This is a genomic window from Aquabacterium sp. (assembly GCF_036273115.1).
In the GTDB taxonomy this organism is placed as follows: Bacteria; Pseudomonadota; Gammaproteobacteria; order Burkholderiales; family Burkholderiaceae_C; genus Aquabacterium.
The window spans coordinates 25183-51444 of record NZ_DASUIN010000028.1; the positions used below are offsets into that span (position 1 = coordinate 25183).

At 59.4% G+C, this 26262-nt stretch carries 21 protein-coding genes; 7 read left to right on the forward strand and 14 right to left on the reverse strand.

The window, feature by feature from the left end:
- Positions 1-12: 12 nt before the first annotated feature.
- The 4 genes from imuA to VFW72_RS12120 are packed head-to-tail and all read left to right on the forward strand — an operon-like array spanning position 13 to position 7000.
- Positions 13-744: a translesion DNA synthesis-associated protein ImuA gene (gene imuA / locus VFW72_RS12105; protein WP_329674554.1), complete on the forward strand. Its 732-nt coding sequence runs from the start codon at positions 13-15 to the stop codon at positions 742-744.
- Positions 701-2053 (forward strand): DNA polymerase Y family protein, encoded by a 1353-nt coding sequence (locus tag VFW72_RS12110; RefSeq protein WP_329674555.1) that lies wholly within the window; start codon positions 701-703, stop codon positions 2051-2053. Before imuA ends, VFW72_RS12110 begins: the two co-directional genes overlap by 44 nt.
- An 11-nt stretch (positions 2054-2064) precedes the next feature.
- Positions 2065-5283 (forward strand): error-prone DNA polymerase, encoded by a 3219-nt coding sequence (locus VFW72_RS12115; protein ID WP_329674556.1) that lies wholly within the window; start codon positions 2065-2067, stop codon positions 5281-5283.
- Between the two features lie 43 nt (positions 5284-5326).
- Entirely contained in the window at positions 5327-7000 is a 1674-nt protein-coding gene (locus VFW72_RS12120) for a right-handed parallel beta-helix repeat-containing protein (protein ID WP_329674557.1), read from the forward strand.
- 30 nt (positions 7001-7030) lie between these two features.
- On the opposite strand, the gene VFW72_RS12125 is transcribed toward VFW72_RS12120, so the two are convergent.
- The 5 genes from VFW72_RS12125 to guaB all read right to left on the reverse strand — a co-directional run bounded on the left by VFW72_RS12125 (position 7031) and on the right by guaB (position 15417).
- The gene (locus VFW72_RS12125; RefSeq protein ID WP_329674558.1) at positions 7031-8374 is read right to left on the reverse strand and encodes a leucine-rich repeat-containing protein kinase family protein; all 1344 of its coding nucleotides are present in this window, start codon (positions 8372-8374) and stop codon (positions 7031-7033) included.
- Positions 8374-10845, reverse strand: a complete 2472-nt coding sequence (locus VFW72_RS12130) for a PAS domain-containing hybrid sensor histidine kinase/response regulator (RefSeq protein ID WP_329674559.1) — start codon at positions 10843-10845, stop codon at positions 8374-8376. Before VFW72_RS12130 ends, VFW72_RS12125 begins: the two co-directional genes overlap by 1 nt.
- A gap of 199 nt (positions 10846-11044) precedes the next feature.
- Positions 11045-12649, reverse strand: a complete 1605-nt coding sequence (gene guaA, locus VFW72_RS12135; RefSeq protein ID WP_329674560.1) for a glutamine-hydrolyzing GMP synthase — start codon at positions 12647-12649, stop codon at positions 11045-11047.
- A gap of 21 nt (positions 12650-12670) precedes the next feature.
- Positions 12671-13897, reverse strand: coding sequence for an MFS transporter (locus tag VFW72_RS12140; RefSeq protein WP_329674561.1), 1227 nt, complete (start codon positions 13895-13897; stop codon positions 12671-12673).
- Between the two features lie 47 nt (positions 13898-13944).
- The gene (guaB, locus tag VFW72_RS12145; RefSeq protein ID WP_329674562.1) at positions 13945-15417 is read right to left on the reverse strand and encodes an IMP dehydrogenase; all 1473 of its coding nucleotides are present in this window, start codon (positions 15415-15417) and stop codon (positions 13945-13947) included.
- Positions 15418-15546: 129 nt separating this feature from the next.
- Here guaB and VFW72_RS12150 point away from each other — a divergent pair, with 129 nt between their 5' ends.
- Positions 15547-16089, forward strand: a complete 543-nt coding sequence (locus VFW72_RS12150) for a DUF4124 domain-containing protein (protein ID WP_329674563.1) — start codon at positions 15547-15549, stop codon at positions 16087-16089.
- Between the two features lie 40 nt (positions 16090-16129).
- Here the strand turns inward: VFW72_RS12150 and VFW72_RS12155 are convergent, their stop codons facing one another.
- Together VFW72_RS12155 and VFW72_RS12160 are read right to left on the reverse strand one after the other, a co-directional pair.
- Positions 16130-16498: an RnfH family protein gene (locus VFW72_RS12155; protein WP_329674564.1), complete on the reverse strand. Its 369-nt coding sequence runs from the start codon at positions 16496-16498 to the stop codon at positions 16130-16132.
- Positions 16485-16964 carry a type II toxin-antitoxin system RatA family toxin gene (locus VFW72_RS12160; protein ID WP_329674565.1) on the reverse strand — a complete coding sequence of 160 codons (480 nt, stop codon included), beginning with the start codon at positions 16962-16964 and terminating at the stop codon, positions 16485-16487. Before VFW72_RS12160 ends, VFW72_RS12155 begins: the two co-directional genes overlap by 14 nt.
- A gap of 63 nt (positions 16965-17027) precedes the next feature.
- On the opposite strand from VFW72_RS12160, the gene smpB reads away from it, so the two are divergent.
- Positions 17028-17492 carry an SsrA-binding protein SmpB gene (gene smpB / locus VFW72_RS12165; protein WP_329674566.1) on the forward strand — a complete coding sequence of 155 codons (465 nt, stop codon included), beginning with the start codon at positions 17028-17030 and terminating at the stop codon, positions 17490-17492.
- Here the strand turns inward: smpB and VFW72_RS12170 are convergent.
- Positions 17475-18704 carry a PLP-dependent transferase gene (locus VFW72_RS12170; RefSeq protein WP_329674567.1) on the reverse strand — a complete coding sequence of 410 codons (1230 nt, stop codon included), beginning with the start codon at positions 18702-18704 and terminating at the stop codon, positions 17475-17477. The genes smpB and VFW72_RS12170 overlap by 18 nt on opposite strands.
- Positions 18705-18726: 22 nt before the next feature.
- Complete coding sequence (rimO, locus tag VFW72_RS12175) at positions 18727-20139, reverse strand: 30S ribosomal protein S12 methylthiotransferase RimO (RefSeq protein WP_329674568.1); 1413 nt, start codon at positions 20137-20139, stop codon at positions 18727-18729.
- A 72-nt stretch (positions 20140-20211) separates the two neighbouring features.
- Here rimO and VFW72_RS12180 point away from each other — a divergent pair, with 72 nt between their 5' ends.
- A complete protein-coding gene (locus VFW72_RS12180) occupies positions 20212-20745 on the forward strand; it encodes an NUDIX domain-containing protein (protein WP_329674569.1) in 534 nt (177 codons plus the stop codon).
- Between the two features lie 13 nt (positions 20746-20758).
- On the opposite strand, the gene VFW72_RS12185 is transcribed toward VFW72_RS12180, so the two are convergent.
- From VFW72_RS12185 to VFW72_RS12205, 5 genes are read right to left on the reverse strand one after another with little or no spacing between them, the layout of a single operon-like run.
- The gene (locus tag VFW72_RS12185; protein ID WP_329674570.1) at positions 20759-21415 is read right to left on the reverse strand and encodes a hypothetical protein; all 657 of its coding nucleotides are present in this window, start codon (positions 21413-21415) and stop codon (positions 20759-20761) included.
- The gene (locus VFW72_RS12190) at positions 21412-22902 is read right to left on the reverse strand and encodes a M48 family metalloprotease (protein WP_329674571.1); all 1491 of its coding nucleotides are present in this window, start codon (positions 22900-22902) and stop codon (positions 21412-21414) included. Before VFW72_RS12190 ends, VFW72_RS12185 begins: the two co-directional genes overlap by 4 nt.
- Positions 22899-23642 (reverse strand): hypothetical protein, encoded by a 744-nt coding sequence (locus tag VFW72_RS12195; RefSeq protein ID WP_329674572.1) that lies wholly within the window; start codon positions 23640-23642, stop codon positions 22899-22901. Before VFW72_RS12195 ends, VFW72_RS12190 begins: the two co-directional genes overlap by 4 nt.
- A 36-nt stretch (positions 23643-23678) precedes the next feature.
- Complete coding sequence (locus VFW72_RS12200) at positions 23679-24293, reverse strand: response regulator transcription factor (RefSeq protein WP_329674573.1); 615 nt, start codon at positions 24291-24293, stop codon at positions 23679-23681.
- A complete protein-coding gene (locus VFW72_RS12205; protein WP_329674574.1) occupies positions 24290-26197 on the reverse strand; it encodes a PAS domain S-box protein in 1908 nt (635 codons plus the stop codon). The genes VFW72_RS12200 and VFW72_RS12205 overlap by 4 nt, the downstream gene beginning before the upstream one ends.
- Positions 26198-26262: the final 65 nt, after the last annotated feature.

A 26262-nucleotide genomic window follows, 5' to 3' on the forward strand; every position in this document is an offset into this window, starting at 1 on the left:
AGAATACTGTATGTGCATACAGTACAAAAAACCTCTTCTGTCGATTTGCCTGAGCATCTGCGCCCGTCTGTCTGGACAGGCGCAGCGCTGTGCCGCACGCACAGCCTCACACTTTCCAGCGGTCACCCACAGCTAGACCCGCACCTGCCTGGCGGGGGCTGGCCCGTGCAAAGCCTGACAGAAATCCTGCAGGCGCAAGCGGGCCAGGGCGAATGGCGGCTGCTGCTCCCGGCCCTGAGACAACTGACTCGCCAGGGGGGCTCTATCATCCTGATCGGCCCCCCTCAAGTGCCCTACCTGCCTGGGCTGTACCGCGAAGGCATTGCCCCCGACAAGCTGATCTGGGTCGATGCTCAAACGCAAGCCCAGCGCCTGTGGGCCACCGAGCAGGCCCTGCAAGCCGCCTGCCTCACCGCCATCCTGAGTTGGCTGCCCCACGCACGGCCTGATCACATGCGCCGCCTGCAAAGCCATGCGGCCCGTCACCCCGGTTTGCTGTTTGCACTCAGGCCCTTGTCGGCTAGACATGAATCATCGGCCGCTCCCTTGCGCTTGGGGCTGCATCTCGGCCCACCGCAACAGGCGCTGCATGTGAATATCTTCAAACGCAAAGGCCCGCTGCTTGAACACCCGCTGACCCTGCCCATCTGGCATCAGGGTCTGGCCCATTTGATCGCCCCCGCACACCATGCCGCACTGGATGGCCTTGATACCCGGCAAGCCACCGAACTCGCCGTGCACTGAAGCGGCGAGCGAAGGAGTTGGGCTGGATGCCGTGCACCTGGGTTGGTGGGCGCTGCAGTTCACCCCCAGGGTGGCCCTGCTCGATGAAGCCGTGGTGGCCGAGTTGCAAGCCAGCCACCGCCTGTTTGGCGGGGCAGACGCCTTGGCCGCTCGCATCGCGACCGAGTCAGGCGCATTGGGATGCACCTCGACCGCGCGGGCCGACACCGCCGCCGCGGCACTCGCGCAGGCCCGCTATCCGGGGCGGCCTTTGCTGTCCTTGCCGTTGGCGGCGGTATCGGCCTTGCGCCCCCATCAGACCACGCTGTCGCAACTGGGCTGCCGCAACCTGCAAGATGTGATGCGCCTTCCCCGAGCCGGCCTCAGCCGCCGCTTTGGCGCAGGGCTGCTCCAAGCCTTGGATCAACTCAACGGTACGCAAGCGCAAGCCTTTGACTGGCTCAGGCTGCCTGCGGTGTTTGAGTCCCGGCTGGAACTACCCGGGCGGGTGGACACTGCTGCGGCGCTGGGCACAGGGGCATCGATCCTGATCGACCGCCTTTGCGCCTGGCTGGCGGGTCTGCAGGCCGGGGTACACGCCTGGACCTTGCAATGGGAGCACGACGCATTCCGCCAACGCGACGTCAGCAGCCAGGGCGAATGCACCATTCGCCTGGCCTCACCCAGCCGAGATCGCATCCGCCTGCAACGCCTGATGAATGAGCACTTGCAACGCATGACCTTGCCTGGCCCGGTCGATGCGCTCGCCTTGCATGCCCACGAAATCAGCGTACAGCAAAGCGACAACTCGCATCTGTTTCCCGAACTCAGTGGCGAAGCCCTGTCCATTCGACCCGATTCGCTCACATCACCTGCGGCGCAAAAAGCCCAGCGCGAGGCCCTCACTCATTTGATCGAACGTCTGGGCGCACGCCTCGATGCCGAGCGGGTCAAACAAGGGCAACTGCAGGCAGACCACCGGCCTGAACTGGCCTTGTCCTGGCATGCAGCCCCCATCAAGCCATCGGCTTCGGCTCAGGCCTTTCCGGTGCCCGATCTGCCCCTGCCCATCTGGTTGCTGCCCGAGCCCCAAGCGCTCAACACCATCGGATCTGGACCACAACAGCAAGAAGCGCCGTTTTACCAAGGAAGGCTTCAGCTTTTGCTGGGGCCACACCGGGTCGAATCAGGTTGGTGGGATGGCACCCCCGTGACCCGCGATTACTACCTCGCCAGCAGCGAACGCGCCGGTTTGCTGTGGGTGTTCCGCGACCGCCACCCCAACCTTGACGGGCGCAGCCCCTGGTATCTGCACGGGCTGTTTGGCTAAGGCGGACGGCCATGAAACTCCCCAACTACACAGAGCTGCACTGTGTTTCCAACTTTTCTTTCCTCAGAGGCGCATCACACCCTGAAGAACTGATTCGGCGCGCCATCGAGCTGGGCTACAAAGGGCTGGCCTTGACCGATGAATGCTCTGTGGCCGGGGTGGTGCGCGCGCATCAAGCCAGGCAAGACATGGAACTGGAATGCACCGCTGCCGATGATTTCAAACTCATCATCGGCAGCGAATTCCTCGTGCACGACAGCACCCCATTCCGTTTGGTTGTGCTGGCACGCAACCGCGAAGGCTATGGCCACCTGTGCGAGTTCATCACCCGACTGCGACGCGCAGTCGAAGGCAAAGGCCAAGCCCCCCTGACTCGGCAAGGCGTCAAACCCGAAGCCCTGCCGCATTGCCTGTTTCTTTTGCTGCCCGATCGTTCGGCCATTCGCGCTCGCGCCGCCCAGTGGGGGCCAGAACGAGCCGACCTGATCTGGTCTACCGCCTTGCAGCAGGCGCGCTGGCTGCAAGCTCTTTTCCCTCAGCAATGCTGGCTCGGGGTGACCCTGCTCAATGAACTCGACGATGCCTGGTGGCTTGAAGGTCTGCAGCAAATCGGTGAGCAATCAGGAATGCCTTTGGTGGCGGTGGGCGATGTACACATGCACGTCAGATCGCGAAAACCATTGCAAGACGTACTCACCGCCATTCAGTCTGGGCACCCAGTCGCCGAAACCGGGCTGGCTCTGCAGGCCCATGCCGAGCGTCATCTTCGCAGCCGCTTGCGGCTGGCGCAACGCTACCCGGCTGAACTGCTCGAAGCCACGCAAGTCATCGCGCAGCAGTGTCAGTTCTCGCTCAGCGAGTTGCGCTACGAATACCCTGAGGAGGTGGTACCTGAAGGTCAATCGCCTGCGTCGTATCTGGCGCAGCAGGCATGGGCTGGTAGTCAGCGACGCTATCCGAATGGGGTGCCCGACAAAGTACAAACCCAAATTGCGTCGGAACTCGAACTGATTTCCGATTTGAAATACGAAAAGTACTTCCTCACGGTCTATGACATCGTTCGCTTTGCCCGGTCACAAGGCATCTTGTGCCAGGGGCGAGGCAGCGCAGCCAACTCGGCCGTGTGCTACTGCCTGGGTATCACCGAAGTGGATCCGGCGCAGTCGACCCTGCTGTTCGAGCGCTTCATCTCCAAGGAACGCAACGAACCGCCTGACATCGATGTCGACTTCGAGCACGAGCGCCGAGAAGAGGTCATCCAGTATCTGTACAACAAGTATGGACGCGACCGCACCGCACTGACCGCCACCGTCATTTCCTACCGAACCCGCAGCGCACTGCGCGACGTGGGCAAAGCGCTTGGGCTAGCTCCAGATGTGATTGAAGGTGTGGCTCGCCATCACCAGTGGTGGGATGGCCAAGGCATACGCACCAGCAGGCTGGAAGAACTGGGCCTCAACCCGCAAGATCGGGTCATTCAGCAATGGCAAGAGCTGAGCCGAGCCCTGATGGGCTTTCCTCGGCACCTGAGCCAGCACACGGGCGGCTTTGTGATGGCAAAAGGCCCCCTGTGCCGCATGGTGCCGATTGAAAACGCAACCATGCCCCAGCGCAGCGTCATTCAGTGGGACAAGGATGACCTGGATGCGCTGGGCCTGCTCAAGGTCGATGTGCTGGCCTTGGGCATGCTCAGCGCCCTCAAGCGATCTCTGGCGTTCATCAGTCAACTCCAGCAACGGCGATTTCGCATGCAGGACATTCCCAGAGAAGACGCTGATACCTACGACATGATCTGCGCGGCTGACACCGTGGGGGTCTTTCAAATTGAAAGCCGTGCCCAGATGAGCATGCTGCCGCGCCTGCAGCCTCGGCAGTTCTACGACCTGGTGGTGCAGGTCGCCATCGTGCGACCAGGCCCCATTCAGGGCGGCATGGTGCATCCGTATCTGCAGCGGCGCGAAGAACAACGCCAACACCCGCAGCGCGATGTATCGGGCACCTACCCCGCCTTGGCTGCGGCGCTTCAACGCACCCTGGGCATTCCCATCTTCCAGGAACAAGCCATGCAAATTGCCGTGATCGCAGCCGGTTTCAGCCCGGGCGAGGCCGATGCCCTGCGGCGCTCCATGGCAGCCTGGCGTCGCAAGGGCGGTGTAGAGAAATTCGAAGAACGACTCAAGCTGGGCATGAAGGCCCGCGGCTATCCCACAAGCTTTGCTGACCAGGTCTTCGAACAAATGAAGGGCTTCGGCTCTTACGGCTTTCCCGAGTCGCATGCGGCCAGTTTTGCCATCCTGGTCTATCTCAGTGCCTGGATCAAACGCCATTACCCGGCGGTCTTCCTGGCCAGCCTCATCAATTCTCAACCCTTGGGTTTTTATTCACCCAGCCAACTTGTTCAAGATGCCAAGCGGCATGGTGTCGAAGTTCGCCCCCCAGATGTGTCTCACAGCGAATACGACTGCACCTTGGAACCCGCTGATGTCCCGCAGCATTCACCCCGCCACGCTCACCAAGACAAGGCTTGGGCTGTTCGGCTCGGGCTGCGCCTGGTGTCAGGCCTGTCCAGATCGGCCATTGAGCGGCTGGTGCAGGCACGCCAGCAACGCCCCTTCAGCCACACCGAAGACTTGGCCTTGAGAGCCCAACTGGAACAAAGCGATGTCAGGGCCTTGGCCGCGGGCGACGCCTTGCTCAGCCTGGCCGGGCATCGCCGCCAGCAAGTCTGGGACAGCAGCGCCCTGCATCGCGCGCCTCAGTTGCTGCGCGAAGCCCCCGTCAACGAAGACCGCTTGCAATTGCCACCGGCGCCAGAAGGCGAAGAAATCGTATTCGACTACACCTCGCTGGGGCTGACCTTGAGGCGTCACCCACTGGCCTTGTTGCGCCCGCAACTGGCTGCGGAAAGGCTGGTCACCGCCCAGGAACTGGCCACGTATCCCCATGGCCGACTGGCCAGGGCTTGCGGCATCGTCACGGTGCGTCAGCAACCTGAGACGGCGGGCGGGGTGGTTTTCGTCACGCTGGAAGACGAAACCGGCACCGTGAACGTGATCATTTGGAAACATCTTCGTGAGCGCCAACGCAGTGTCTTGCTGCAGTCCCGCTTGCTGGCGGTTTACGGTGTCTGGCAACACCAGAACCAGGTTCGTCACCTGATTGCGCATTACCTCAAAGATTGCACACCGTTACTCGGCCGACTGGCCACCACCAGCCGCGACTTCCACTGATCTTCCTAGAATGAAATAACAACAGATCAGACAAAGAGGACCCATGACCACACACCGCACACTTACCGCAAGGCTGCTGGCCTGTGTGTTACCTGTTGTATTGGTGGCATGTGGAGGTGGCTCCAAACCTGCGCCCCAAACCGATGCACTCAATACCAGCCAGGACACCTTGGTGCCGCCCCCTGGTAGCGACAACCAACAGCAGCAACCCGGCTCGTCAGTGGGCGACACCGACCCCACCGCTTGGCCACCTGCGGCCACGGCATCGCCTGCCACAGCCTGCTCTTCTGCGCTAACGGGATCACATCAAACCTACAACGTGGGCCCCGGGCAAACCTATACCGAACTGACTGATGTGCCCTGGCTGTCCCTTCAAGCGGGCGACGTGGTCAACATTCACTACCGCAACACGCCCTATCGAACCAAATTCGGCTTGCGCGCTCAAGGCACGGCCAATGCCCCCGTCATCATCAATGGCGTCACCGATGCGCAATGCAACCGCCCCGAAATTTCCGGCTTGAACGCCCAAACAGCCACCGATGCCCGTAACGCAGGCTTTGGCAATGGCTTTGAAGACTACACGCTCATTGCCATCAACCGAGGGCCCTCCGACGCGTGGGACACCTATACCCCCAAGTACATCACCATCCAAAACCTGAAGCTCACAGGCGCAAAGCGCGGCAACGCTTTCACCGGCTTGGGCGGCATCAGCCGCAGCTATGACTATTTCGCTGCCGCCATATATGCCGTTCGCGTCCACAACCTGACTGTGGAGAACTGCGAGATCACAGGCAATGGCCTGGGCATTTTCACCAACACCAAAGGCACCTCGGCAGACGACTACAGCGCCAACGTCATCATTCGCCGCAACCGCATCTACCTCAATGGCAACCCTGGCCGCCAGACCGAGCACAACCTCTACGTCCAGGCCAGGCGGGCTCTTTACGAAGGCAACTTCATTGGCCAGGCGTATGGCGGCTCTTCGCTGAAAGACCGCAGCAGCGGCACCGTGATTCGCTACAACAAGATCCTGGCCAGCGCTCGTGCGCTCGATCTGGTTGAAACCGAAGAAGAGAGCTTCAGCAACGTCAAGACCGACCCGCTCTACCCCTATGCCTGGGTCTACGGCAACCTCATCATCAACGACTACCAGGCCCCCGCCGGCTACGCAGTCAACATGGTGCACTGGGGCTTTGACAACAGCCAGGCCCACGCCCGAACCGGCACCCTGTTCTACTACGCCAACACCCTCGTCAACAACATTCCGCAGAACGTGTTCTGGTACGTGTCTCCCTTCCAGATCGGGCAAGATGGCCAAGCTGCCAGCAGCACCACCGTGGAAGCAACGGCCAACATCTTCTGGCAACAAGGCACATCGGAGTGGCGCTTCCTCAGCGCTCCAGCAGGCGTGCTGACCTTCCGCGGCAGTAACTATGTGCCCAGCACCTGGTATGGCACCAACCCCAACTACACCGCAGACGTTCGAACAACGGGTTCCACCTTGATCAGTGGCAGCAACCCCATGCTGGACGGCACGTTTTACCCACAAGCGTCCTCCCCCGTGCTCGATCAAGGCGGACTCGGGCCATCTTTCACCCCCACAGGCGCATCAACTCTGAACCTGACGCTCACGCATCAATACGAGGAAGCCCGCGGCATGGTGCCGCGCACCCCGCAAGGCACTGCAGCCGACCTAGGCGCATTCGAACGACCATGAGGCGCCCATCATGCCGCCGGTGCATGCCCCTCACCCTTGGGCCATCCCCTTCAGTTGCGCCAGTATTTCCGCAAACAAGGGGCGGCTGGGCACATGTTCGGCCATACAGGCATGCATGAGCTGCCGCAAGGTCTGTACCAGCGGCGAGTGGCGTGGATCGGCATCGCAACGGTCGAGCCATTCTTCCAGCATGCAGCCGAAAGCCCGCACCTCCAATCGCTGCAAAGCTTGCGAGACGTCACTGCCGGCTTGCCCATGGAAGGATGCGGCCCCGAAGTCACCCAGCAAGATCTGACCTTCGACGTTTTTGAGCAGGTTGTGGGCATACAGGTCGCCATGCATGATGCCGCGCTCATGTAAATGGGCCGCCGCCGAGGCCACGCCCTGAGCCATTCGAAACACGGTCGCCTCATCAAACCGGGCTTCTGAGGCATAGACGTCTCGCGTGCATGACTCAAAGCTGGGAGGACAGGCCAGATTCTGGTAGCCCGGCTCAATCAATCGCATGACCACGCCCTGCGCCCCATCGGGGTGCCCAGACACACGTCCTAACACCTGGGTGAGATTGGGGTGATCGCCCGCCGCCAGCGCTGCGGCCATCTCGGATGCGGGCAAACCATCACTGGTCACAGCCCCTTTGAACAGTTTCACAGCCACATCCAACTTGCGCGCCCCGTCGCACCACACCGCACGGTGGATGAAGCCCGAAGCCCCCTGCCCCAGTAACTCGCCCAGCTCAAGCGAAGCCCAGGCTATCTCTCGAATGGCGCCCAGGGCATGCAGGGCCTGGGTCTCCCACTCAGCCGCGAAAGGGTTGCCGGAATACGCCAACCAGGACAAGCGAGGCAGCGTCAACAACCACGCAGGCAAACTTGGCAAACGATTGGCGGCCAAGCGGAGCAACTCCAGCCGACTGCATGCAGCCATCGTTTCCGGCAGCGATCTGATCGGGTTGCCTGCCAGCATCAGCTTCTGCAACAGGGGCCGACGTCCCAATTCGTCTGGCAAGGTCTCAATGGCGTTGTCCGTCAGAATCAGCCAACGCAACTTGGCCGGCAGGGACTCGGCTGGCACTGTGGCGATGCGATTGGCTTTGAAGCCCACCATGCTCAACTCGGGGCACCGCCCCACAGCAGGAGGCAACACGGTAAACGGGTTATCTGAGCAAAACAGAATCCGTAGTCGCCGCAACTGTCCCAATTCAACAGGCAGATCCGTCAACTGATTCCCGGACAAGTCCAGGACTTCCAAAGTTTCAGCCAGATCCAGAATTTCGCGAGGAAACTTGGTCAAGCCACAAGACAGTTTCAAGACTCGTGCGCCAGCCAACTGACCGGAACAGAGTTGATCAAGCGTTTGCGATTGAGGTGTCATCAGTGGTGTACGGCCAGGGCATCGAGCACATTCATCAGATGCGGCAGGTCCAGCGGTTTAGGCAGATATGCATGAAAACCTGCCTGAAGCCCACGCTCGACCTGCTCTGGCATGGCATCGGCCGACAGCGCGATCACGGGAATGGATTGAGTCGCTTTATCAGAACGCAAGGCCTGCAAGACCTCGTAGCCATCCATTCCTGGCAGATGGATGTCCAGCAAAATGACATCGAGTGCTCGACTTTTCGCGATATCCAACCCAGCGGACCCCGTCTCGGCGGTATACAAATGCCAGCAGGGCCGCAAGGCAAACAAGCCATTGACAACATTGAGATTGGCTGGGCTGTCTTCGATGTACAGGACCTGCAGAGGATGCATTGGCAGATTGCTCTCGTCCACGCTCGGTGTGGCTCCAGCATCCTCATGCAAATCACGATGAGCCAGAGGCAACTCAAGCCAGAAGGTGCTGCCCACGCCTGGCTGGGAAGTGACCCCAATCTTGCCCCCCATCAACTCGGTCAACTGCTTGGACATGGCCAACCCTATGCCCGTCCCCTGAATGCCTGATCGCTCTGCGCCCAAGCGCTCAAAGGAACGAAACAGGAGTGGGATTTGCTCCGACTGAATGCCGTGCCCTGTGTCGCTGATGGCCAAGCGCAAGCCTTGCTGTTCTGTCGTGGTCGTATCAATGGTGATTCGACCCTGCTCACGATTGTACTTAGCAGCGTTGGTCAACAGATTCACAAGCACTTGCCTGAGGCGAACCGGATCGGCTTGAACACAAATTTCCGATGCGCAATGGTTCTCAACCTCAATGCGCATGCGATCAATGTGATATCTCGCCATGCTCAAGGCATCCCCAACCACATCAGACAATCTCACAGACGTGATTGAAAGCGATACCTTCCCTGATTCAACACGCGTCAGATCCAGCAGGTCATCGATCAGGGCCAGCAAGTGATGCCCAGCCCGCTGTATCTCCAAGATCATGCCCTTCTGTCTATCGGGCAGGTCCTGCATCAGCAGCAATTGAGAAAACCCCAGAATGGCATTCATGGGGGTACGAAGCTCATGGCTCATACCCGAGAGAAAGGTTGACTTGGCTGCACTTGACTTGCGAACCACATCCAGCAGATCCTGCAATTCGGCTGTGCGCTGGGCCACCAACTGCTCTAGTTGCGACGTCATCATCTCCCGGCGCTGAGCCAACTGGCGGCGCTCGGTGATGTCGAGACCCAAAGCACTGATGCCTTCCATTGTGGGCGTCACGGCGAGATCAAACCAGCGGACGCTGCCATCCGGGAAATGGAAGCTCACCTCTTGACGTCGCTGAATTCGCTCATCCATGACCTGACGGTACAGCGCATAGACATCCGACTGTTCGATGCCGGGAAAAACGTCTGTCAGTTTGCGCCCCATCAGATCAGCGCGCTGCTTCTGCGCATGCTGCGCTCCGGCTTGATTGATGTACAGAATGGTCCAATCAAAGCCAAGGAGCATGCAACCTTCCATCATCTCATCCAGCGCTCGGTTGAAGCGCTGCTCCGACTGGCGCAAGGCATCCTCGGCAAGTTTGCGCTGTGTATTCAGCAGCGCCAGATTCTCCTGCGTTGCCGACAGCCAACCCAGCACGCTGTCGGACATACCCCGTTCAACGGGAATAGTCCTGGTGAAGTCCCCTCGCCCAATGAGCTCGATGCTCTTGTACACCTCGGAAACGGAACCACCCAGAATCGCAAGCAAACTGCCGCGCACTCGCCAAATCAGCACCATGGGAATGGTGCCGATTGCGATCAGAAGTATCCGCATCCTGGTGGCGTTTGCCTCCTCATCTCGGACAGCCTGCAGGGTGCGCTGGGCCACCATGCTATTGAACTCGCTGATAGGCCGCATGATCCCAGCCTTGGCCTGTTGATAGGCAGCATTGGTCAACATGTCCAGCGCCCGAGCCCGATCCGCCTCTGAAACTGGCTTGCTAGCTTCCAGCAGAGCCATGGCTGCAAACTCGATTCTGGTCAATGCATCTGAATTGGCCTTGGCTCGCGCCAGTTTCGCGAATTCGGCTTGAGTGCAGCCTGCCTCTTGCAGCAACCTCAGGAAGGATATGGGAGCCCCCATGGGCCGAGGACGCTGGTTGTCTGGCGTAACCAGATCCCAGTAGACATTCTGGTAATCAATTGGGCGAGGTGTCTTGCCATCGCGAATACTCAGAATTTCCTGGTAGTACTGCTTATAGACAGGATTACCGGTTGCCACATAGACGCGCACCATGCGCGTCAGGTCATCAGATGATCTGCGCAGTTCCTCGGAAAGGGCCAATGTCTGGAAACGCACATCATTCGCGCGGTCAATTCGCTTTTCCGCTCCCACGTAAACCGCGAAGCAGACCACAACCACAGCAAACATGGCGATGGTCAGCCACACATACATCGAGAACCGAACAAGATTCGGCCTGGACGCTTGCATAGCCATGGTCATGTCTGCTGATGCCATAGGGCCCAAAAAGGATGGATGAAGCAACTAGCCTATCCGATTTCCCCATACAGTCACAGGCAGCGGTAGAGCCAACAACCCCGTATTGACCCTTTAATATTGACCCTCGAAAAAAAACCCCTCCTGATCAGGAGGGGTCTTCCAATCTAGCAAGGGGACTTCACCCAAGGGTGGCCCATCACTCCCACTCGATGGTGGCAGGCGGCTTGGAGCTCACGTCATACGTGACGCGGTTGATGCCACGCACTTCATTGATGATGCGACCCGAGGTGCGCTTGAGCATGCTGTAAGGCAGCTCGGCCCAGTCGGCGGTCATGAAATCAGACGTTTGCACAGCACGCAGAGCCACGACATAGTCGTAGGTGCGACCGTCGCCCATCACGCCCACGCTCTTGACCGGCAGGAAGACGGTAAAGGCCTGTGAGGTCAGGTCGTACCAGCTCTTACCGGTGGCCGGGTCGATGGTGTTACGCAGTTCTTCGATGAAGATGGCGTCGGCGCGGCGCAGCAAGTCGGCGTATTCCTTCTTCACTTCACCCAAAATGCGCACCCCCAGGCCAGGGCCAGGGAACGGATGGCGATAAACCATCTCGGGCGGCAGACCCAAGGCCACGCCCAGTTCACGCACCTCGTCCTTGAACAGCTCGCGCAGGGGTTCGAGCAGCTTCAAGCCCAGTTGCTCTGGCAAGCCACCCACGTTATGGTGGCTCTTGATGGTGGTGGCCTTCTTGGTCTTGGTGCCGCCAGACTCCACCACGTCAGGGTAAATCGTGCCTTGCGCCAGGAAGGTTGCGCCCTTGTGGCCTTGGCCGCTGGCTTTGAGCTTCTCGGCTTCGGCCTTGAACACGTCCACAAACAGGCCGCCGATGATCTTGCGCTTGCGCTCGGGGTCGGTCACGCCAGCCAATTGACCCAGGAACAGGTCAGAAGCATCGACGCGGATGACCTTCGCGTGCAGCTTGCCTTCGAACATGTCCATGACCATGTCGCCTTCGTTCAGGCGCAACAAACCGTGGTCCACGAACACACAGGTCAGCTGATCGCCAATGGCGCGGTGAATCAAGGCGGCAGCCACAGACGAATCCACACCACCCGACAAGCCCAGGATGACTTCTTCGTCACCCACTTGCTCGCGGATCTTGGCCACGGCTTCTTCGATGTAGTTGCCCATGATCCAGTCGCCCTGGCAACCCGCGATCTCGCGCACGAAGCGGTTGAGCATGGCTTGGCCTTGCACGGTGTGCGTGACCTCTGGGTGGAACTGCACCGCGTAGTAGCCCTTCTCTTCGTTGGCCATGCCAGCGATCGGGCAGCTGGGGGTCGAAGCCATCAGCTTGAAGCCCTCAGGCAGCTTGGTGACCTTGTCACCGTGGCTCATCCAAACCTTCAGCATGCCGTGACCTTCGGCGGTGGTGAAGTCGGCGATGCCGTCAAGCAGCTTGGTGTGACCATGGGCGCGCACTTCGGCGTAACCAAACTCGCGGGTATCCGACCAGCTCACTTCGCCGCCCAGTTGCACCGCCATGGTCTGCATGCCGTAGCAAATGCCCAGCACAGGCACGCCCAGATCCCACACAGCTTGCGGAGCCCGCAGTTGGTGGTCTTCGTAGGTCGAGGCGTGGCTACCCGACAGGATGATGCCCTTGGGGTTATACGACTTGATGAAGTCGTCGGACACATCGTTGGGGTGGATTTCGCAGTAAACGTGCGCTTCGCGCACACGACGTGCAATCAGCTGAGTGACCTGAGAGCCGAAGTCGAGGATGAGGATCTTGTCATGCATGTTGGAATCAGCTCCAGAAGATCAAGCCACGGCACGACGCCGTTGCTGGAAGTAGGAAATACCAATGAAAGCGGCGATGGCCTGCAGCCCCGCGCACAAATAAAACGGCGCCCCAATGCGCCAGTCACCCGCGCCAAAGTGGGACACGGCAGCCAGCACGGGAGCCCCCATCAAGGGCCCCAGAATGGCCGCCACACTGTTGATGGAAGAAATCGCGCCCATGGTTTCACCCTGACGATTGGAATCGACCGAGTTGGACACCACGCTTTGAATGGCCGGGTTAACGGTGTAACCAAACAGATTGGCGACGATCACGGCGTACATCATCCACCCAGCTGGCACAGCGCCATACGCCGCAAAGGCCAAGGTCGAGGAGATCAAACCGATCGTCACCAACCGATGCATCGGCATCGTCTTTTGCAACTGGCGCAACAAGCCACCCTGCACAATGACGGCCATGACGCCGACGGCAAAGAGCGACAGGCCATTGTCCTTGGGCGACCAGCCAAACTTGAACTCGGTGTAGAGCATCCAGCTGGTATGCAAAACGAATTGCGCCAGCGTAGACAGGCCGATGACCCAAAGCAAAGGCTCCAAACCGTTGAGCTGCCGCAAGCGATTCAATGTGGCCAATGGATGCGCCTGGGTCAGCCTGAAGGGACGACGGCGATCGGCAGCCAAAGACTCGGGCAACACCAGCCAGCCATACGCCGCATTCAACAGCGACAACGTGCCCGCCAGGAAGAAGGGCCAACGAACGTCGTGATCGCCTAGCAAACCGCCAGTGATCGGGCCGAGAATGAACCCCAGCCCGAACATGGCACCCAGCATGCCGTAGTTCCGCGCTCGGTCCTTCGGTTGGGTGATATCAGCCACATAGGCGTTGGCCACCGCCACATTCGCGCACAAGGCGCCACCGATCACACGCACGGTGAGCAGCATCCAGAACTCGGTAGCCAGGGCCGTGGCCAAAAAATTGACCGACATGCCCAGCAGCCCCAACAACAGGATGGGACGACGGCCATATCGGTCAGAGAGCGCGCCCAAGATCGGCGCGCTGATGAATTGGGCCAAGGCGAACGCGACCTGCACAGCGCCATACGCCAGCGAGGTGCTGACCCCGGAATCCATGAACCCGCCCACCAGCTTGGGCAGCACAGGCGAGATGATGCCGATCGACATCATGTCGAGCAGCACCGTCACCATGATGAAAGGCATGGCCGCCTGGCGGCCTCGGGACGTGCTCATTGGCGGTTCCTGGCCAGACAGCCCAGGAGTCAATGCCCTCTCGGGCATCACTCCATGCGGTAGTTCGGCGCTTCCTTGGTGATTTGCACGTCGTGGACGTGGCTCTCACGGATGCCTGCGGCCGTGATCTCGACGAACTCGGCCTTGTTGCGCATGTCCTCAATGGTGGCGCAACCGCAGTAACCCATCGACGCCTTCAAGCCACCGGCCATCTGGTACAAGATGGTCAAGACGGAGCCCTTGTAAGGCACACGACCTTCAATACCCTCTGGCACCAACTTGTCGGCGTTCGGGTTGGTGGTTTCGTCGTTTTCCTGGAAGTAGCGGTCAGCCGAACCCGCCTTCATGGCGCCGATCGAGCCCATACCGCGGTAGCTCTTGTAGCTACGGCCTTGATACAGAATGACTTCGCCTGGGGCTTCTTCGGTACCGGCAAACATGCCGCCCATCATCACGGCACTGGCGCCTGCGGCGATGGCCTTGGCAATGTCGCCCGAATAACGAATACCGCCGTCCGCAATCAGAGGCACACCGGTGCCTTGCAGCGCGGTGGCGACGTTATCGATGGCGGTGATCTGAGGCACGCCCACACCGGCAATGATGCGAGTGGTACAGATGGAGCCGGGGCCGATACCGACCTTGACGCCATCGGCACCGGCTTCCACCAAGGCCAGAGCGGCTGCACCGGTGGCAATGTTGCCGCCGATCACGTCCACCTGCGGGAAGTTCTTCTTCACCCAACGCACGCGTTCGATCACACCGTGGCTGTGGCCGTGAGCCGTGTCCACAATCAGGGCGTCCACACCGGCCTTCACCAGCAGTTCGACGCGCTCTTCGGTGCCCTCACCCACACCCACGGCAGCGCCAACGCGCAACTTGCCTTGGGGGTCACGGGCGGCATTGGGGAAATTGGTTTGCTTGTTGATGTCCTTGACGGTCATCAGGCCCTTGAGCTCGTTGGCTTCACTGACCACAACCACGCGCTCAAGCTTGTGGTGGTGCATCAAGGCCTTGGCTTCCGCAGGCGAAGCACCGTCCATGACCGTGATCAAGCGCTCACGAGGCGTCATGATCTCGCGAACTGGGGCATCCAGACGTGTCTCGAAGCGCAGATCGCGACCGGTCACGATACCGACCACCTTGCCATCGTCGACCACAGGGAAGCCGGAAATGCCGTGCTGTTTGGACAGCTCGATCACATCGCGCACTTTCACGCCGGACGAAATGGTGATCGGGTCACGCAAGACGCCCGATTCGTAGCGCTTCACGCGAGCGACTTCAGCCGCTTGCTGCTTCGCAGTCAGGTTCTTGTGGATGATCCCGATGCCGCCTTCCTGAGCGATCGCAATCGCCAGACGGGCTTCCGTGACGGTATCCATGGCAGCGGACACCAGCGGCAGATTCAGTTGAATGTTGCGGGACAGACGGGTGGCCAGCGAAGTGTCGCGAGGCAACACTTGAGAGTACGCGGGCACCAACAACACGTCATCAAACGTGAGGGCTTTACCAAGCAGGCGCATGAACAGGGCTCCAGACGCAAAAGCGGATTATACGCACAGGAAAGCCCTGACGTAAAACCGCCGAGATACGTGGCAGAGTGGACATATTCCCGCAGATCACGATTTATCGACAGGACTAAACTGCCCAGCATGAAATACGCCCGTGTGCTGCCATCCGTGCTTGTGTCCTCGCTCCTTGCTGGCGGGGCCATGCTGACCATCTCGTCGTCTGCTGTCGCAGGCATGCAATGGAAGTGGAAAGACGCTACAGGCGCTGTCCAGTACAGCGACCGTCCGCCGCCTGCAGGCACGCCTGAAAAAGACATTCTGAGCAAGCCAACCGGGGCGCGATCTCAGCCCGTGGCCGCCAAACCGGCTTCGGAGCCTGCCTCGGCGGCAAATCAAGCCAACGACGCGTCCAAGCCCGACGGCAAGGCAGTCGATCCGGAACTCGAAGCCAAGCGCAAGAAGGCTGAAGAGGAAAAGAAGGCCGCCCAAAAGGCAGAAGAAGAAAAAGCTGCCCGCAATCGGGCAGACAACTGCACCCGCGCCCGGAGCTACCAACGCACCCTGAGCGATGGCGTGCGCATCACCCGAAACAATGCCGCCGGCGAGCGGGAATACCTGGATGACAAAGCCAGGGCAGAAGAACAACGCCAGGTGGAAGAGGTCATTCGCAACAACTGCAAATAAGCCACGCCGCCCACCAATACAAGGCCTGATGCCAAAAGCATCAGGCTTGTTTTTTGGGCGACCGGTGAATGCCTTTGGGCAATTTTTCGCCATGCGCCCGGTAGCGGACACGGCGCGCTTCCTTGGGGTCAACCTTCAGCCCGCGGTAAACCTCGACCCGATCACGTTCTCTCAGAACGTGGTCGAGTTCAGCTCGACGCCCCCACACCCCGACGAACCACTGCCCGGTCGAGATGTTCGCCCAATTGGGGCCATTGGGCTGATCCAGCAGTCCGCTCAGTTCGAGTGCCTGCCGAACGGTTCCGCCTGCAGGCAACTGCACGGAATGCCTGGCAACCAGACGCGGCGCCATGCCCACCGCCACCTCGACGTTCAGCCTCAACGGCTGCGTGATGTCAGCGTGCGCCATAGACCTGCTCAGCCCGCTTCACAAAAGCATCCACAAACGTGTTGGCGATGCGGTCAAAAACGGGGCTGACCACCAACTCCAGAGGCCGACTGGAAAACGCATAGCTCAAGGAGAACTCGATCTTGCAAGCGGGTGAATCGGCCGGCGCCACTGCGCTGCCGCCAGCCTGCCCCGGCTTCTGCAAAGGCACAAAGCGCCAGGTGCCGGCCAGATGAGAGAATGGGCCATCGACCAGACTCATGGTCACGCTTTCGTTTTCCACGTTGGTATTGCGCGTGGTGAAAGCATGCTTCACCCCCGCAATGCCAAGGTGAAGACGCGCTGTAACGCCATCATCATGAGTTTGGACCACCTCGGCGCGGTCGCACCAAGGCAAAAACTTGGGATAGTCTTCAAACCCCGTCACCAACGCGTACATTTCGCGAGGTGAATACCAGAGCAAGACTGACTTTTGTACGTGCTTCATAGAATGTCGGTATTTTAAGGAGCACGGCACGTCTCGTACGTGTCATCGGGCACACTCAACAACATGACGATCGCAGAAAACCGGAAAGCCCATTTCAACTATCACATCGAAGAGCGCTTCGAGGCCGGCATTGTGCTGGAGGGCTGGGAAGTCAAGGCCATCCGCGAAGGCCAGGTGCAACTGACCGATGGCTATGTCGTGATCAAGGAAGGCGAGCTGTTTCTGATCGGTCTGCGCATCAATGCGCTGCGGTCGGCGTCCACTCACGTTCGGCCCGAGGCCGATCGCATCAAAAAACTGCTGATGCATCGTGCCCAGATCCGCCGACTGATTGGCAAGACCGAGCAAAAGGGCTACACCCTGGTGCCGCTGAATCTGCACTACAAGGCTGGCTACGTGAAGGTTGAAGTCGCGCTGGCCAAGGGCAAGGCCGAGCACGACAAGCGCAACACCGTCAAAGAACGCGAATGGGAACGTGAAAAGGGCCGACTGATGAGACACAAAGTCTCATCAGGTCCGAAGGACTGAGGCGCGAAGCGCCTGCTCTAAGTCAGCAATCAAATCCTCGGGTCGCTCCAAACCAATGGCGAACCGCACCAGGTTGCCTTGAATGGACGAATCCAGCGAGCGCATGTAGCTGAGCTTGTAGGGCACCACCAAACTCACGGGCCCGCCCCATGAGTAGCCGATCTTGAAAAGCCTCAGGGCATCGATGAAGGCGTCGATCTGAGTCGACGAAAAACGCTCGTCAAACACCACCGATACCAAGCCACCAGCCGCCTCACAGGTTTCCTTCCAATAGGCGTGCCCAGGAGAGTTCGCCAAAGCGGGATGCAAAACGTGGGTGAACTCGCTGCGCTGGCTGAGCCAATGGGCGACCTCACGCGTTGCCGCATCATGCGCGGCGTATCGCAAAGGCAAGCTGGGCAAGCCACGCAGGACGGCCTCAGCATCATTGGCGCCCACCCCTAGCCCCAAACGCATGTGCGCCAGCTTGATCTGCAGGTGCAATGCCTCGTCGCGCGTGACGACCGAACCCATGAGCACATCGGCCCCACCAGAGGGGTACTTGGTCAGCGCATGCACGCTGATGTTCACCCCTTTGGTCAGGCCCTCGCCCGGATCCAACTCGAAAGCGGACAAGGCCAGCCCCGCGCCCCAGGTGTTGTCCAACGCCACCTTGATCTGAGGATGCCGACGAACCACCCGCAGCAACCCCAGCAGATCAGGAAACTCCAGCGTGACCGAGCCTGCGGCCTCCAGCCAGATGAGCTGGGTACGGTCCGAGATCAATGCCGGCAGAAGATCGGCACGCAAGGGGTCGTAAAACCGATGGGTGATGCCCCAGTTGGCCAGCTCTCCGGATGCGAAATCTTTGTTGGGCCCGTAGGCGTTGTCTGGAATCAGGACTTCGTCGCCGGCCTTCAGCAAGGCCATGTCCACCAGCGCAATGGCTGACAGGCCACTGGGTGCCAGCACGGTTTGTAGCCCGCCTTCCAGCGTGGCCAGGCGCTCCTCCAGCACGAACGTGGTGGGGGTGCCATGCAGACCGTAGGTATAGCCGCTCTTGTCCTTCCACTGACGGGCACGCAAGGCCGCCGTGTTTTCGAAGATCACAGTGGAGGCCTTGTGCACCCCCGGCATCACCGCCTTGAAGCCAGCTGGGGCTTCATAGGGATGATGAATCAGCTCGGTCGAGGTGGGGGGCGTTGAGGGATTGAGTGGCTTGCTGTCTGACATGGCCAACCGGTCCACTCCTGGATCAGATCGGCATGCCGATCAGGTCATGCCCCTCAACCGCCACGATGCGCGCCTTGGTGAATTCGCCCACCTTCAGCGTCTTACTGGCTTTTTCTGGAGGCAGCAGGTGCACGGTGCCATCGATTTCAGGCGCATCTGCGTACGTGCGACCCACCCCACCCTTACGGCCCAGGGCCGGCGCGCTGTCTACCAGCACTTGCATGGTGGCGCCTACGCGCTTGGCCAGTTTGTTGATGGACACCTCTTCGGCCACAGCCATGAAGCGAGCACGACGCTCTTCGCGAACCTCGTCAGGCAAGGCGCCTTCCAGTTCATTGGCAGGTGCACCTTCGATCGGTGAGTAGGCAAAGCACCCGGCCCGGTCAATTTGCGCTTCACGCAAGAAGTCCAGCAGGTGCTGAAACTCTTCTTCCGTCTCGCCGGGGAAACCGGCAATGAATGTGCTGCGGATGACGATTTCGGGGCAAATCTCGCGCCACTTGCGGATGCGGTCGAGGTTCTTCTCGCCGTTGGCTGGGCGCTTCATGCGCTTGAGCACATCGGGGTGCGAGTGCTGGAACGGCACATCCAGATAGGGCAAGACCAGACCTTGTGCCATCAGCGGGATGATTTCATCCACGTGCGGATAGGGGTAGACGTAGTGCAGACGCACCCAGGCGCCATGCTCTTGGGCCATCTTGCCCAATTGCTCGACCAGGTCGTACATGCGGGTCTTGACGGGCTTGCCATCCCAGAAACCGGTACGGTACTTCACGTCCACACCATAGGCACTGGTGTCCTGGCTGATGACCAACAGTTCCTTGACCCCAGACTCGAACAGTGCCTTGGCTTCGGACAGCACCTCACCCACATTGCGCGAGACCAGATCGCCACGCATGCTGGGAATGATGCAGAAGCTACAGCGGTGGTTGCAGCCTTCAGAAATTTTCAAGTAGGCAAAGTGCTTTGGCGTGAGCTTGATGCCAGCCACGCCACGTGCCTCGGGCACCAGGTCAATGAAGGGATCATGGGGTTTGGGCACGTGGATGTGCACCGCATCCATCACCTCTTGCGTGGCATGAGGACCGGTCACAGCCAACACCTTGGGGTGCACACCTTTGACCAGGTTGCCACCACCGGCGTCGGCCTTGGCGCCCAGGCAGCCCGTCACGATGACCTTGCCGTTTTCGGCCAGGGCTTCACCGATGGTGTCCAGGCTTTCCTTGACCGCATCGTCAATGAAACCGCAGGTGTTCACGATGACCAGGTCGGCACCATCAAAGGTCTTGGAAGTTTCGTAACCTTCGGCGCGCAGTTGGGTCAGGATCAGTTCGGAATCCGTGAGCGCCTTGGGGCAGCCAAGAGAGACGAAACCGATTTTGGGGGCAACGCCCGCCGTCGTGCCGGCAGGCTGGGTATTCTGTTCAGAGCTCATGGGGCGACATTGTCCGAGAAATCCACGCGTTCGTGGGATTTCTCGCATTTCACAAGGTGATATGTTGTCAGCATGAAAGCCAACCTCTACCGCTTTTGCCCACAATGTTCGCAGCCTCTGGTCGAACGTGACCTGGGTGAGCAAGTTCGCAGGGCCTGTCCTGACCACGCTTGCGGCTACGTTCATTGGAACAATCCGACCCCGGTGGTTGCCGCGGTGGTGGAACATGAGGGCCACCTCATCCTGGCGCGCAACAGCTTATGGAAAGTGCCCTTTTACGCTCTGATCACAGGCTTTCTGGAAGCGTCGGACACCAGCCCTGAGGCAGCCATTGCGCGTGAGGTCGAGGAAGAGTTGGGGCTTCAAGCTCAGGCCACGAATTTCATCGGGCATTACAGCTTCGCCCGCCAGAATCAAATCATCATGGCCTTCCACGTACCGGCTTGCGGCACGGTATCGCTCAGCGAGGAACTGTCCGACATCATTCGGGTGCCGCCGGCTGATGCGAAATATTGGCCTGCCGCAACTGGGCTGGCCTTGCGCGATTGGTTGCTGCGGCAAGGGCATCAGCCAGAGGAAATGGCCATTCCAAAGCTTCAGGGCTGACGCGCCCGCAGTATCAATCCGAGCAGAAGATTCGGCACTTCTCTTTGAGCTTCATCTTCTTGAGAAAGTCTTCGAAGGTGAGCTGGTCACGCGCTGCGTAGTGCAGTTTCGGTGCGAGGTATCGAATCAACCAAAAGTCGCCCTCGTGCACCACGCCAATGGCCTGGCTGCGGTATTCGAGCCCCCAACTGTTGTAGCTGCGTGTTTCCAGTAAGAAGGCATCTTTGCCGTCCAGTTTGTACGGCTTGATGGCGACGCGCTCAGTCGTTCCTGCCAGTGGTTTGGCGTTGTTGACCGGGAACAGCGCCAGAACGCCCTTGGTCTCTGCCTTCTGAACCTGAACGTAGTCAGGCTCCTCTTCGCGCATCTTCTTGTATTGCATCAACGCGAGTTCTTGGGGCGGCGTTTCCGCTGAGACTTTCTTCCCCGGAAAAGCTTCATCGAGGCGCTCTCTGACCACACTGATCTGCTGCAGGAACAAGCCATCTCGGGTGATCAGAAGCACCTCGGGATCGGTCGGTGCACGTTTCCATTCAGAAGGCAAAACAGCCGTGTACGCCCGACTGGGCCCTTTGATGGTTTCCTCTTTCTTGAGGTTTTGCCAGTTTGGCGAGCAAGCTGACACCAGCACAGCCAGGATCAGGCAGAAGTGAATGTTGAGACGCATCATGATTTCTGTACGGCCTGCGCTTTCTTTTTCCGGGCCTGATGCAGGTATTGCTCAATGAATCCTTTTTCGTCCTCGTTCGAGGCCGCGTCCAGGGCCAACTGCAAGAACTCTTCGGCTTTCAGCGCGTCCCCCTTCTTCAAGTGGATCAAGCCGAGCAATTTCAGCCCTCGCGCGTCTTTGTCGTGGGATTGCACATATTCAAGTGCAACCGACTCCCCTTTGGCAACCAGCTTCGGGTCGGGCATGTTCCACAAACTTTCCGCCAGCACCAGTTTGAGCTGTTCGGGCATCGCAATACCATCTCGGGGCCGTTCAAGGCTCTTCACCACACGCGCCAGATGCCCGGCTTCCATCTCGGCCTCGCAAACCGACAAAGAGATGCCCCCCACGAGGTCAGCGTAGGTCTCGGGCTCGCGCCCCAGGACCGAATCCAAAGGACGTCCGCCGTCAGAATCATCCGCGCTCAGTTCGCCCACAACCACAGCTTTCACGGGCCCGGACTCTTCGATCACGATCGAGTCAGAAGCAACCTGCGCGGCCAAGAGGGCTTGAGGCGCAGCCGCTACTTCGGCGGAGACGGTGGGCTTGGCCTGGCTTGAATCTCGATTTCGCCTTTTCTGATCAAAATCAGCCTGGTTTTCCAGACGCGCCTTCATGCGAACTTCGTTGGCGTAGAACGCAGAAAACTTCTTTTCGTCGGCTCCTGCCTCGTCTGCCAGACGCTGCATGACCCGCTTGAAGGCCTCGGTGCGACCATAGATTCGGTCAAGTTGCAGCAAGGCGTATTCATCTGACTCGGACTCCAATGACTCGGAATAACCGAACAACGACGTCTTGACCATGGCTTCGAAACCGGTCGCTGACATGCGGCGCAAAAAGTTGTCGGCCATGGCATCGCGAATTCGACTCAATTGCGACTGCAAGAGAGCTTTGCCCCCGTCGGCCACCAACATCTCAGGCAAAACCTGGAAAGAACTCAGCACACTCACCGTGCTGACAAAGGAACTCGCATTGACCGCCGCCTGAAAAACGGTATTGGCCCCTGCCCCCAGGCGGGCTGCGTACACGGTGCGTACTGCGTGTCGCTTCATGACGTGACCAATCTCTCGCGCCAGGATCGATGCGATCTCCTCGTCGTTGTCCAACCTCATGAACAGGCCGGTACTGAGAATGACATCGCCGTTCGCACTCGAAAATGCGAAGACATCCGAGTTGTCGACAACATCGACCTGAATCTTGTCACTCAAATCAGGCCAATGTCGTTTGAGCAGCTTGCGCGCGTGGACGGCCAGCGCCTGAGCCGCAGGCGATGAAGCGCCTCGCACAAATTGATTCCGAGATACTTCGGCCTCCTGCCAGATTCGCTCCTCTAGCTCATCCACAGGTTTGACACTGGCTCCATTGGGGAAGTCGTCATAAAACAAGGCATGGGCTGTGCTCGCCCACACAAGCGCGCACACACCAACCCATGCAAAGCGCGATTTCATTTACCGCCCTCGCCAGCCAACTCTTGTCGTTTTTTGAGATTCCGTCGGAAATCCGTCAAAACGCTCTCGCCCATCGACTTGACGTCTGACTCGCTGGTCAGGGCCTTTCGGGTGGCCATTTCGTTGTCAAACATCAGGATGTTGCCGGTTTGCAGTTCAACAATGCCGACAGCGACCGCAGCGGGTTGGGCGCTCAAGGACTCCCCGACGGGTAAGACACTGGCAAAGGTGTCCAGAACTTTGCGCGACGTACTGCGCACCTTGTCTTTGCCAACAATGAAGATGGCTGTCTCCGCTCCTGTTTGGCTTGAGATGTCGCTCATGCCGCGCCCCAGGGAGTAATCGAAATATCGAAGCTTGTTGGACCAGACGTCCACGGCCTCCTCTTTAACCAACAGCAGCTGACTGACCATGGTTGCGAACAGCGCACGGTGCTGCAAGATCACATCTTGCTGAGGCTTGCTCAAGGATGCGAAGTCGACCATGGTGAAGGCGCTTTCCGTCTTACCAAGATCAAGAACGTGTTTAGCCAAAGTATCAGATGCTTGGCGCTCAGCAGCGACAACACGCTCTTCCGTTTTGCCGAACGTCACTTCGGTGATGACGAAATCAGCCGGCACAACCAACACTTTGCGAGGGCCGTCATTAGACCTGCCAGCAAACTCGCTACGAACAAGGCCTCGCGGGCCGCAAGCGGTCAGGGCAAGAGCCAAACCAAGAGCAACAGCAATGAAACGCATTTAGCAAGTCTTGAAAAACTTGGCCGGGTGTACGTTTCACGCAGATGCAAGCCATCCAGCTAGCTCGGCAGCGGAGCGCACGCCCAGTTTGGAAAACACCCTCGCTCGATGCACCTCAACTGTACGCACCGCAATGTGGAGTTCGTCGGCAATGACTTTATTCAATTTGCCCGCAGCCACACGTGTCATGACTTCACGCTCTCGGTCACTCAGGCTCGCCAAACGCGCCTTTCGCTCCGAAACCCGTGCATCGTTCACATATGAAGCCGCTTCCACTGCAAGCGCTTGTTCGATGCGATCGACCAATGTGTTGTCACTGTACGGCTTTTCCAAAAAATCGAAAGCCCCTTTTTTCAAAGCTTCGACCACCATTGGAATATCGCCGTGCCCGCTCAGAAACATCACGGGATTTCGGACACCTCTTTGCAGTAATTCGTCGTGCAGACGCAACCCGGACATCGGCTCCATCCGAACGTCAAGCACCAGTACGCCATGCAATCGCACCCCTTGATCAATTTGATCAAGCAATGCTTGTCCGCTTTCATAGGTGCGCACCAAAAGCCCGCGAGAGCCGAGCAAAAATGCGAGCGCGTCGCGCACGACAGCTTCGTCGTCAACCAAGTGAACTTCGCCTACCTGCTGAACGTTCATTCAGATGCCTCCCAAACTGGCAACGAGAACACAAATGCGGCCCCCCCCAGAGGGCTCTCCTCCACATCAAGCACACCGTGATGCAATTCAATGATGGAGCGGCAGATGGCCAAGCCCATTCCCATGCCATCCGGCTTGGTTGAAAAGAACGCGGCGCACAGTTGGTCTATGGTTTTGCCCCCCAATCCCGGACCGCTGTCAGACACCATGACCTTGACGAATCCCTGCTGAGGAATACGTGAAGCCGTGATCAGCAGGCGCCGAGGGCCAGACCGTCCGCTCATGGCATCGCAGGCGTTCCTCACCAGGTTGATCAGTACCTGCTCCACCAGAACTGGATCCGCCCTGACAGGCTCCAGATCTGGCGCCAGGTGAGCCGACCACTCCACATCCTGCTTCAACAACTCCCGTTGCAGCAATGCCATGCCGTCGAACAGAATGCGTCGCAAGTCGCTTCGCTCCAGTTCAGGCTCGCGGCGGGTCAAGAATTCGCGTATGCGTTTGACGATGCGGCCCGCATGGGCGGCCTGTTCCGCCATGCGCTGTAAAGGTTGAATCAGCTGTGACTGTGGCGGCTGAGCGCGCTCAAGCGCATTGAGCAAGCCGGTGTTGTAGCTCATGATCACAGACAGCGGCTGATTGAGTTCGTGAGCCAGAGTCGAGGCCACTTCCCCCAACATCGTCAACCGCGCGTTGTGCGCCATCGACTCCATCTGCCGGCGCTCACGTTCCTCCATTTGTTTGCGCTCCGTGATGTTCACGATAGACGCCATCCAGCCGATCTGTTCGCCACTGGAATCGACCAGAGGTGCCTCGTAGACCATCACATCGACCGCATGCCCATCCCGATGGCACCACTTGGACTCATAGCCCTCGCGCGGTGCCTGACCAGCCATGTTGCGCAAATGCTGAGACATGGTTTGCTCGATCTGGTCGGGCAACCAGTAAGGCATGGGAGGCAATTTGCCGACTAGCTCGTCAGGTGAGTACCCCACCATGTCTGCCAGAGCCTTGTTGACATAGACCAGTCGGCCATCCAGGTCGCGGGCCCGAATGCCAATCGCCAAAGAATCTTCCATGGCTTGCCGCCAGGCTGCTTCGGTTCGCCATGCCTCTTCGGCCAAAGACACACTGCGCATCTGTCGGCGCAGCATGAGTGTGGCCAAGACCACCAGCACCACGAAGACCCCCATGAGCGCAACAGGCAGCGACCGCCACCAAGGCCCGATTACCGTGCGTGCAGTGACTTCCAGCCAGGCATTGGGCATGGTGGCCCCCATTGAAACCCTGTACCAGGCTTGGTTTGGGGCGCGTTCCTTGTCTACCGTGGAGGCAATCACATCGCCCGCCACATCCACCAGGCGAATGTCGTACTTGCTAGCCAACCACCATGGCAATTTCTGGCGCAGGATGGCTGCGGCGGAGTAGCGGGCGATCAAGCTGCCCTTGGTGACACCGTCCTTGCTTGAAACCGGCACCATCAAGTGTCCTGACAGCCCCCCATCGTCGCCGGAACTTCTCACCGCATCGCGCCGTGCGGTGTCCTCCAGTGGCGCTTGCGCCTGAATTTGCCCCGCATCATCCAGCCAGGTCACATCAACCCAGAAGCGACGCAGACCGTCCAGCACCATGGCTTCCCGGGCAAACGAGCGCGGCGTGATGATGGCCTCGCCCATGGCATCGGCGAGGATTTTCAGTCGGGCTGTCTCGGCATCCAGGCGCCCACTGATTTGCGACTCCAGCGTCAGGGCATCGGCGATCATTTCCGCGCGCTGCGCATCGAGGTCCTGACGCTCCATGGCACGGAGCCAGAAAAGGACGCCGCCAGCAAATACCAGCGACAGGATCAAAGGCCAGGCCCAAATGGCAGGCCAAGCCGTTACCCAACGCCCCAACAGGGACATGCGGGGCTGCGGAGGAACGGCCAGGGTTGGACGCGAAGGGTGTGAAACCGGGCTACTCACACGAC

Excerpts from the sequence above, each read along its gene's own strand:
- guaB (WP_329674562.1), bottom strand. The coding sequence starts at position 15,417 with ATGCGCCTGCTTGGTAAAGCCCTCACGTTTGATGACGTGTTGTTGGTG.
- VFW72_RS12190 (WP_329674571.1), bottom strand. The coding sequence starts at position 22,902 with ATGAAATCGCGCTTTGCATGGGTTGGTGTGTGCGCGCTTGTGTGGGCG.
- VFW72_RS12115 (WP_329674556.1), top strand. The coding sequence starts at position 2,065 with ATGAAACTCCCCAACTACACAGAGCTGCACTGTGTTTCCAACTTTTCT.
- VFW72_RS12170 (WP_329674567.1), bottom strand. The coding sequence starts at position 18,704 with ATGTCAGACAGCAAGCCACTCAATCCCTCAACGCCCCCCACCTCGACC.
- VFW72_RS12110 (WP_329674555.1), top strand. The coding sequence starts at position 701 with ATGGCCTTGATACCCGGCAAGCCACCGAACTCGCCGTGCACTGAAGCG.
- rimO (WP_329674568.1), bottom strand. The coding sequence starts at position 20,139 with ATGAGCTCTGAACAGAATACCCAGCCTGCCGGCACGACGGCGGGCGTT.
- VFW72_RS12205 (WP_329674574.1), bottom strand. The coding sequence starts at position 26,197 with ATGTCCCTGTTGGGGCGTTGGGTAACGGCTTGGCCTGCCATTTGGGCC.
- VFW72_RS12200 (WP_329674573.1), bottom strand. The coding sequence starts at position 24,293 with ATGAACGTTCAGCAGGTAGGCGAAGTTCACTTGGTTGACGACGAAGCT.
- VFW72_RS12125 (WP_329674558.1), bottom strand. The coding sequence starts at position 8,374 with ATGACACCTCAATCGCAAACGCTTGATCAACTCTGTTCCGGTCAGTTG.
- VFW72_RS12160 (WP_329674565.1), bottom strand. The coding sequence starts at position 16,964 with ATGAAGCACGTACAAAAGTCAGTCTTGCTCTGGTATTCACCTCGCGAA.
- VFW72_RS12155 (WP_329674564.1), bottom strand. The coding sequence starts at position 16,498 with ATGGCGCACGCTGACATCACGCAGCCGTTGAGGCTGAACGTCGAGGTG.
- VFW72_RS12130 (WP_329674559.1), bottom strand. The coding sequence starts at position 10,845 with ATGGCTATGCAAGCGTCCAGGCCGAATCTTGTTCGGTTCTCGATGTAT.
- smpB (WP_329674566.1), top strand. The coding sequence starts at position 17,028 with ATGACGATCGCAGAAAACCGGAAAGCCCATTTCAACTATCACATCGAA.
- VFW72_RS12140 (WP_329674561.1), bottom strand. The coding sequence starts at position 13,897 with ATGAGCACGTCCCGAGGCCGCCAGGCGGCCATGCCTTTCATCATGGTG.
- VFW72_RS12120 (WP_329674557.1), top strand. The coding sequence starts at position 5,327 with ATGACCACACACCGCACACTTACCGCAAGGCTGCTGGCCTGTGTGTTA.
- VFW72_RS12150 (WP_329674563.1), top strand. The coding sequence starts at position 15,547 with ATGAAATACGCCCGTGTGCTGCCATCCGTGCTTGTGTCCTCGCTCCTT.
- VFW72_RS12185 (WP_329674570.1), bottom strand. The coding sequence starts at position 21,415 with ATGATGCGTCTCAACATTCACTTCTGCCTGATCCTGGCTGTGCTGGTG.
- VFW72_RS12180 (WP_329674569.1), top strand. The coding sequence starts at position 20,212 with ATGAAAGCCAACCTCTACCGCTTTTGCCCACAATGTTCGCAGCCTCTG.
- VFW72_RS12195 (WP_329674572.1), bottom strand. The coding sequence starts at position 23,642 with ATGCGTTTCATTGCTGTTGCTCTTGGTTTGGCTCTTGCCCTGACCGCT.
- guaA (WP_329674560.1), bottom strand. The coding sequence starts at position 12,649 with ATGCATGACAAGATCCTCATCCTCGACTTCGGCTCTCAGGTCACTCAG.